This window comes from Congregibacter sp. (assembly GCF_045107095.1).
In the GTDB taxonomy this organism is placed as follows: domain Bacteria; phylum Pseudomonadota; class Gammaproteobacteria; order Pseudomonadales; family Halieaceae; genus Congregibacter.
The window spans coordinates 23,465-30,501 of sequence record NZ_JBGCFU010000042.1; the positions used below are offsets into that span (position 1 = coordinate 23,465).

At 55.3% G+C, this 7,037-nt stretch carries 6 protein-coding genes; 5 read left to right on the plus strand and 1 reads right to left on the minus strand.

Going from position 1 to position 7,037, the window contains the following annotated elements; genetic code table 11:
• Positions 1 to 2 precede the first annotated feature (2 nt).
• Genes AB8B76_RS08150 through AB8B76_RS08160 form a run of 3 tightly spaced genes read left to right on the plus strand, consistent with a single transcriptional unit; the run spans position 3 to position 3,109 of the window.
• The gene (locus tag AB8B76_RS08150; RefSeq protein ID WP_405271561.1) at positions 3 to 497 is read left to right on the plus strand and encodes an ureidoglycolate lyase; all 495 of its coding nucleotides are present in this window, start codon (positions 3 to 5) and stop codon (positions 495 to 497) included.
• Entirely contained in the window at positions 497 to 1,891 is a 1,395-nt protein-coding gene (gene guaD / locus AB8B76_RS08155) for a guanine deaminase (protein WP_405271562.1), read from the plus strand. Before AB8B76_RS08150 ends, guaD begins: the two co-directional genes overlap by 1 nt.
• Before the next feature lie 18 nt (positions 1,892 to 1,909).
• Entirely contained in the window at positions 1,910 to 3,109 is a 1,200-nt protein-coding gene (locus tag AB8B76_RS08160; protein WP_405271563.1) for a urate hydroxylase PuuD, read from the plus strand.
• Here AB8B76_RS08160 and AB8B76_RS08165 read toward each other — a convergent pair whose 3' ends face one another.
• Positions 3,110 to 4,474 carry an 8-oxoguanine deaminase gene (locus AB8B76_RS08165; RefSeq protein WP_405271564.1) on the minus strand — a complete coding sequence of 455 codons (1,365 nt, stop codon included), beginning with the start codon at positions 4,472 to 4,474 and terminating at the stop codon, positions 3,110 to 3,112. It abuts the gene before it with no gap.
• A gap of 152 nt (positions 4,475 to 4,626) precedes the next feature.
• Between AB8B76_RS08165 and AB8B76_RS08170 the strand changes: the two genes are divergently transcribed.
• Both AB8B76_RS08170 and AB8B76_RS08175 read left to right on the plus strand, forming a co-directional pair.
• Positions 4,627 to 5,355 (plus strand): SIMPL domain-containing protein, encoded by a 729-nt coding sequence (locus AB8B76_RS08170; protein ID WP_405271565.1) that lies wholly within the window; start codon positions 4,627 to 4,629, stop codon positions 5,353 to 5,355.
• A gap of 126 nt (positions 5,356 to 5,481) precedes the next feature.
• Positions 5,482 to 7,037: S41 family peptidase (locus AB8B76_RS08175; RefSeq protein WP_405271566.1), on the plus strand; the 1,556-nt coding region annotated here is incomplete at its 3' end.

Below are 7,037 nucleotides of genomic sequence, written 5' to 3' on the forward strand. Positions count from 1 at the left end.
GCGTGAAAGAACTTACCTTACAGCCTTTGACTGCGGAGCTCTTTGCGCCCTTTGGTGCTGTTATCGACGGACAAACCCCTTGCGAGACCTACCCCATAAACGAAGGTCTGACGCAACGACATAATGCTCTGGCATCGGTTGATTGTGCAGCGGAAGGCGGGTCAGCTGTTCTGAGCTTGTTTCGAGCCCAGGCCGTTAGCGGGGGTTTTGTTCTGCGCGGCATGGAGCGTCATCCCTTGGGCTCCCAGGCCTTCATTAACACCAGTGGCAATCCTTACGCGATTGTCGTTGCGCCAGCGGGAGATCTTGATGAGACAGCTATTCAGGGTTTTCTCGCTTCTTCCAGCCAAAGCATTAGCTACCACCGCGGGACCTGGCATCATTATTTGTTGGCCCTGGACTCCGCATCAGACTTCGTTGTGGTGGACCGCATTGGCCCGGGTAACAACTGTGACGAGCTAGAACTTAAGTCCCCTATGCAACTTGTACTGCCCTGATGAGTCGAGTTCTCCATCGCGGTCAAATACTGCACTTCCTAGATGATCCCTTTAAGAGCGAAGCGGGGAATCGCGACGGTGGTGAAAGCAGTGGGGATAACAAAGTTAATGACAGTTATGCCTACTTTGCTGATGGCGGCTTGTTGGTAGACGACGGCCGCGTAATCGCAGTCGGCGAGGCCTCCCAGCTTCTCAGCTCACTACCTCATGACACTGTCATAAACGAGCATGCGGACGCCCTGCTCGTTCCCGGGTTCATCGACACACATATCCATTATCCGCAAATGGACATCATCGGCGCTCATGGCGAGCAGCTCCTTCAGTGGCTTGATAAGTACGTGTTTCCTACCGAGGCGCAGTTCGGTGACTTTGATTACGCCCAGCGCGTCGCAAAGCGCTTTCTCAAAGAACTGCTCCGTAACGGCACAACCACGGCACTGGTTTTCGGCACCGTGCATCCCGAGTCGGTGGACGCTTTTTTTACCGAAGCCGAATCACTCAACCTTCGTATGATTGCCGGCAAGGTCATGATGGACAGAAACGCTCCGGACTTTCTCACCGACACCGCCGAATCCAGCTATTCACAGAGTAAACAGCTCATAGAACGGTGGCACAATCGCGGGCGCTTGCGCTACGCGGTGACTCCCCGATTTGCACCGACATCCACCCCAGAGCAGCTCAAAGCGGCAGGCCGGCTGCTTTGCGAGCACCCGGACGTGTATTTGCACACGCACATGTCAGAGAACCTGAACGAGATTGCGTGGGTAGAAGAGCTGTTCCCGCACCTGGATCACTACCTGCACAGCTACGATGACGCCGGATTATTAGGGCGACGGAGTGTGTTTGCCCACTGCGTGCATCTCAGTGAGAACGAGTGGCAGCGCATGGCGGAAACACAGTCGAATATCGCTTTCTGCCCAACGTCGAATCTATTCCTGGGATCAGGATTGTTCCCTATATCGATGGCTGAGAGCTGCGGTGTGCACGTGGGTTTGGGCACGGATATCGGCGCCGGAACCAGTTTCTCGCTGCTTGAAACTATGGATGAGGCCTACAAGATCCAACAGTTACAGGGTCATTCCCTTACGCCTTTTAAGAGCTTTTACCTGGCGACACTCGGCGGCGCTCGTACTCTTGATCTGGAGGATCAGCTGGGTAATTTCTTACCCGGCAAAGAAGCCGACTTTCTGGTCCTGGATCTTGCCGCGACACCGCTAATGAAAGAGCGCATCGCCCATTGCGAGGATCTCTTTGAAACGCTTTTCGTTCTCTCTACCCTTGGAGATGATCGCTGTGTCCGAGAAACGTGGATTATGGGCGAATGTATGTATCAACGGGACGCGCATGAAACCCACGTCCCTGATGCTCACTTAACGCAAAGTGCAACGAGCTAGACAGGAGAAGCGCGAGTCATGGAAACCTATCTTGTCGACTGGATAAGTCTGATTGTCCGCTGGCTCCACGTTATTACGGGCATCGCCTGGATTGGCGCTTCTTTCTATTTCATGTGGCTGGATAACAGCCTCGAAGAACCACCCCAATGGAAGAAGGACAAAGGCATCAAGGGCGATTTGTGGGCTGTTCACGGTGGGGGTATCTACGAGGTAGCTAAGTACCACGGCGCTCCGGAAAAAATGCCCGAGCATCTCCACTGGTTCAAGTGGGAGGCCTACAGTACCTGGCTAACGGGCATGGTGCTCCTCGCGGTGATCTACTACCTCGGAGCAGAATCCTATCTCATCGATCGTCGCGTTGCGGACCTCAGTCAATGGCAGGCTATCGGCTTGGGTCTCACGTTTTTGGCCGGTAGCTGGATTGCTTACACCGCGCTGTGCATCAGTCCCCTCGCGAAGAATGGATGGCTTCTAGCAGTAGTTCTTCTAATCCTTGGCGGGTTTGTGGCTTGGGGCCTGTCTCAGTTGTTCAGCGGCCGCGGCGCGTATATCCATTTCGGCGCGATAATTGGCACCATCATGGTGGGTAATGTCTTTCAGGTAATCATGCCCGGGCAGCGAAAGCTCGTCGGGGCGTTGGAGGCAGGCGAAACGCCAAACCCCGAATGGGGCGCAAGAGCCAAACTACGCTCCACACACAACACCTACCTCACCTTGCCCTTGTTGTTCATCATGATCAGCAACCATTACCCCATGACCTACGGGCACGCCTTTAACTGGGCAATCCTGTTGGCTATCGTGGTGATTACAGCGGTCTCCAGACAATATTTTGTGCTCCGCCATGTAAACATCAATCGCCCTGCCATACTCGGAGCCGCCATGGCTGCTACCGTAGTGTTGGCCATCGCAATAGCGCCTAAGCCTGTCGTCATTTCCGAGAACGGTTTAGCAGCAAACGATCTAGCACCACGAGCGCACGGCATTATCCGGGAACGTTGCAGCAGTTGCCACGCGGCAGTGCCCACCGACGATGTTTTCACAACGCCACCAGGCGGTGTCATGCTCGACACTGTGGAGCAGATGCAGCAGTGGTCTCCCCGTATCAAGGCTCGGAGTATCGATAGCCACGATATGCCCTTCATGAATAAGACTGGAATGACCGATGTAGAGCGAGGGGTCGTCGCGCAGTGGATAAACGCGGGAAGCCCCGCGAGCTAGCTAGGCAAGCTCGCCCATAGCCAGGCGCTCAGCCATAGCGCGGTGATCATCCAGCAGAGGCTGTAACTCCACACCGCGGAGCACGCCGCGATCCACCAGTACGTCGCCCCCTACTACGGTATAAGCTGCAACGCCGGAGTAACACAGCAAGAGACTGGCGACAGGGTCGTGTACTGCGCCTGCATGCCAAAGATCGTTTACGGCAAAGGCTGTGCAGTCAGCCTGGTATCCCACGCTTAGCTGCCCTATTTCACCCTCGCGCCCCAAGGCCTTCGCTCCGCCGCGGGTCGCCACCTTGAGCATATCTCTTACACCGCAGGCGTCGGCGCCCTCTCTGAGGCGCTGCAGCAACATCGCCTGACGAGCCTCCGCCAGCAAATGTCCACTATCATTTGAGGAGGACCCATCAACGCCCAGGGCCACGTTAACCCCGGCAGCCAACATGGGCATAACCGGCGCTATCCCCGAAGCCAGACGCATGTTTGAACAGGGGCAATGAGCAACGCTGGTACCGGTGCTAGAGAAGCGCTTGAGATCCTGGCTATCCAATTGCACACAATGGGCGTGCCAAACATCGTCACCGAGCCAACCGAGGTCCTCTGCGTATTCCCCCGGCGTCATATTAAAGCGTTCGCGGCTGTAGGCGACGTCTTCTACGTTTTCAGCCAGATGCGTATGGAGTCGAACCCCGTGCTTTCTGGCCATCTCGGCAGATTCACGCATGAGCTCCTGACTTACCGAGAACGGAGAACAGGGAGCCAACGCTATCTGAATACGCGACCCCGCAGACGCGTCATGGTAAAGACTGATCAAGCGCTCGCTATCGGCGAGGATGCTGTCCTCGCTTTCCACGAGGCTATCGGGGGGTAATCCCCCTGCCGATTGCCCGACACTCATGCTGCCGCGGAGCGCATGAAAACGAATACCGGTCTCTGCCGCCGCCGCGATACTGTCATCCAGGCGACTGCTATTCGGGAAAATATACTGGTGATCTGAGCTGGTGGTGCAGCCCGAAAGAAGTAGCTCGGACAAACCAATAATCGCAGATACACGAAAAGCCTCGGGCGTCAGACGCTCCCACACGGGATAAAGCGCCTGCAGCCAACCAAACAACGGCGCATTCTGTGCCTTTGGCATCAGGCGCGTCAGGTTCTGGTAAAGATGATGGTGCGTATTGACCATACCCGGCATGAGTACATGCCCCTGGAGGTCGATAATACGATCAGCGGTCTCTGGCAGGCTGCTAGTGCTTCCCACGGCCTCAATAACGCCGTCACGAACAAACAGGCCACCGTCGGGGATCTCCCGCTGCGCGTCGTCCATACAGACTACTACGTCCGCATGGCGCATCAAAAGCGTTGCCACGTTTCTCCTCCCATCAGCAATCCTCCATTATGTCGGCAGCGCCTCGGCGCTACCAGCCCCTGCACCTTAAGCTCTTCGTGGCGTTAGGTTAGAGGAACCTCGTGCAGGCCTTGTGGTCTATATTCCTAGACTCAATTATTGGAAAAGTAGCTATGCCCAAGCCCCAGTTCTTTCTCGTATCTGCCTTTGCCGCGTTGATACTCAGCCTTGCGGCCGAGTCGAATATTGCGCACGCTGAGGACAAAACACGTCATATTGCAGTCAGCGGCAAATCGGAGCGCCGCGTGGCGCCAGATATGGCCCTCCTGCAGCTTGATGTGGTGACGGAAAACGCTGACGCCGCATCAGCCCGTCGTGAAGCCGATGCGATTACTGGACGAGCACTGGCAGTTTTGCGAGGAGCTGGATTAGCGGATGCCGACATCGATAGCACCGGCCTTGCGATTAGCCCACAGTTTCGCTGGCTTAAGGATGAAAGAAAGCAGGAACTCACAGGATATCGAGTGTCGCGGAGTATTGAGGTGCGATTACTGAACCTCGAAGCTCTGGGAGAGCTGGTAACGACACTCACGGACACAGGTATCAATCGCATGCAGGCTCCTCGACTGGGCCTTCAGGACGAGGAGGCGCTTTATCAGGAACTTCTTGCAGCAGCTACAGAGAACGCGCGCGAGCGTGCGGATGTGATTGTGGCGGCGTTGGGCGAAACAAGAGGCCCCGTTATCTCCATAAGCACCGAGCGGGTGTCCACACCCCGCCCCATGCGCGCCGAGCGGATGATGATGGCGGCGGATGCCGCGGCACCGTCTCCAAGCGAGAGCTATTCTGCGGGGCACCTCAGTTACTCAGTCACCGTTAACGCATCTTTCTCTTTGAACTAGCTCTCTGAACTTGGCGAGAAAAGCGCCTTCAGGGCCAATCATGACCCTGTAACGGCGCTTTGACCTCAAAAACTAACACGCTACACTCCCAAGACCACCGACCAGTCAATAATAAGGCAAGCTACTGTGCGTAAAGCGTTCCTAAATACCGCGGCTTTTCTGGCGCTGACCACCGCCCTGGGCTCGACTACATCGAGTGCGGCAGCCATCGAGTACAGCGAGTCTCAGCAGGACACCGCCTCAGAGCTCATAGAACAGCTTGAACAGCGTCATTACGCCAAGCTGAAATATGATGACGATCTATCCTCTGCGCATCTGGACAATTACCTGGAAAATCTGGACGGCGGCAAGATGTTTTTCACAGCCTCCGATATCGCGGGCTTTGAGCGCTTCCGCACCCTAATGGATGATGAGTTACCCAAGGGTAAGCTGGATGCAGGTTTCACCATATTCAATAGGTTTCATGAACAGCTGACCAAGCGCCTCGAAACTCTCGTGGAGACTCTTCCCGAGATGGTCGATGCCATGGATTTTAGTATCGATGAGCGCTATGAACTCGATTTAGATAAAGTGGCCTGGGCGGCCGATCAGACTGAACTCGACGAGCGTTGGCGCCTGCAGATCAAAAACCAGGTTCTGAATCTGCGTCTTGCGGACAAACCTCAGGACGAAGTGGCTGAGACCCTGGTTAAGCGATACAAGAATCAGTTAGGTCGAGTAAATCAGTACAACGCTCAAGACGCGTTCCAGATCTATGCCAACGCGCTCACCGAGTTGTACGATCCCCATACCAATTACTTTTCACCGAGGCGCTCGGAGAATTTTAACATCAACATGCGTCTGTCTCTGGAAGGTATCGGAGCCGTTCTGTCCCCGGAAGACGAGTACACCCGAGTCGCTCGCATCGTGCCCGCAGGGCCCGCCGACAAGCAGGGTGAGCTAAAACCTTCGGACCGCATTGTTGCCGTTGGCCAAGACGAAGATGGCCCCTTTGAAGACGTTATTGGCTGGCGCTTGGATGAGGTTGTTGAGCTTATCCGTGGCCCTAAGGGCTCTACCGTGCGTTTGCAGGTTCTCCCCTCCAAGGGCGGCAACGATGCCGAGCGCAAGACGATCAAGATTGTCCGAAACAAAGTTAAGCTAGAGGAGCAATCCGCTCAGAAGCGTGTATTGGAGCTTCCTAAAGGGAACGGAGACAGCATTCGTATCGGGGTTATCGACATCCCCACGTTCTACATCGATTTTGAGGCCATGCGCCGCGGTGATGAGAACTATAAAAGTACTACCCGAGACGTAAAGCAGCTCATAGCAGAGCTTGAAGAAGAGAATGTCGAAGGCGTGATCGTTGATCTTCGCCGTAATGGTGGCGGCTCACTGCAGGAAGCAAATGACCTGACAGGGCTGTTCATAGAGTACGGCCCCACGGTTCAGATTCGACACTCCTCACGGCGGGTTTGGCGCGACGGGAAGCGGCTTCGAAGCACGTACTATGACGGCCCGCTCGTCGTGCTGATCAATCGCCTAAGTGCGTCTGCATCGGAGATTTTTGCTGGCGCTATTCAGGACTATAACCGAGGTCTCATCGTCGGAGATCGCTCCTATGGTAAGGGTACGGTACAGACCATGGTCCCTCTCACCGAAGGCCAGCTGAAAATCACCGAAAGTAAGTTCTATCGTATTTC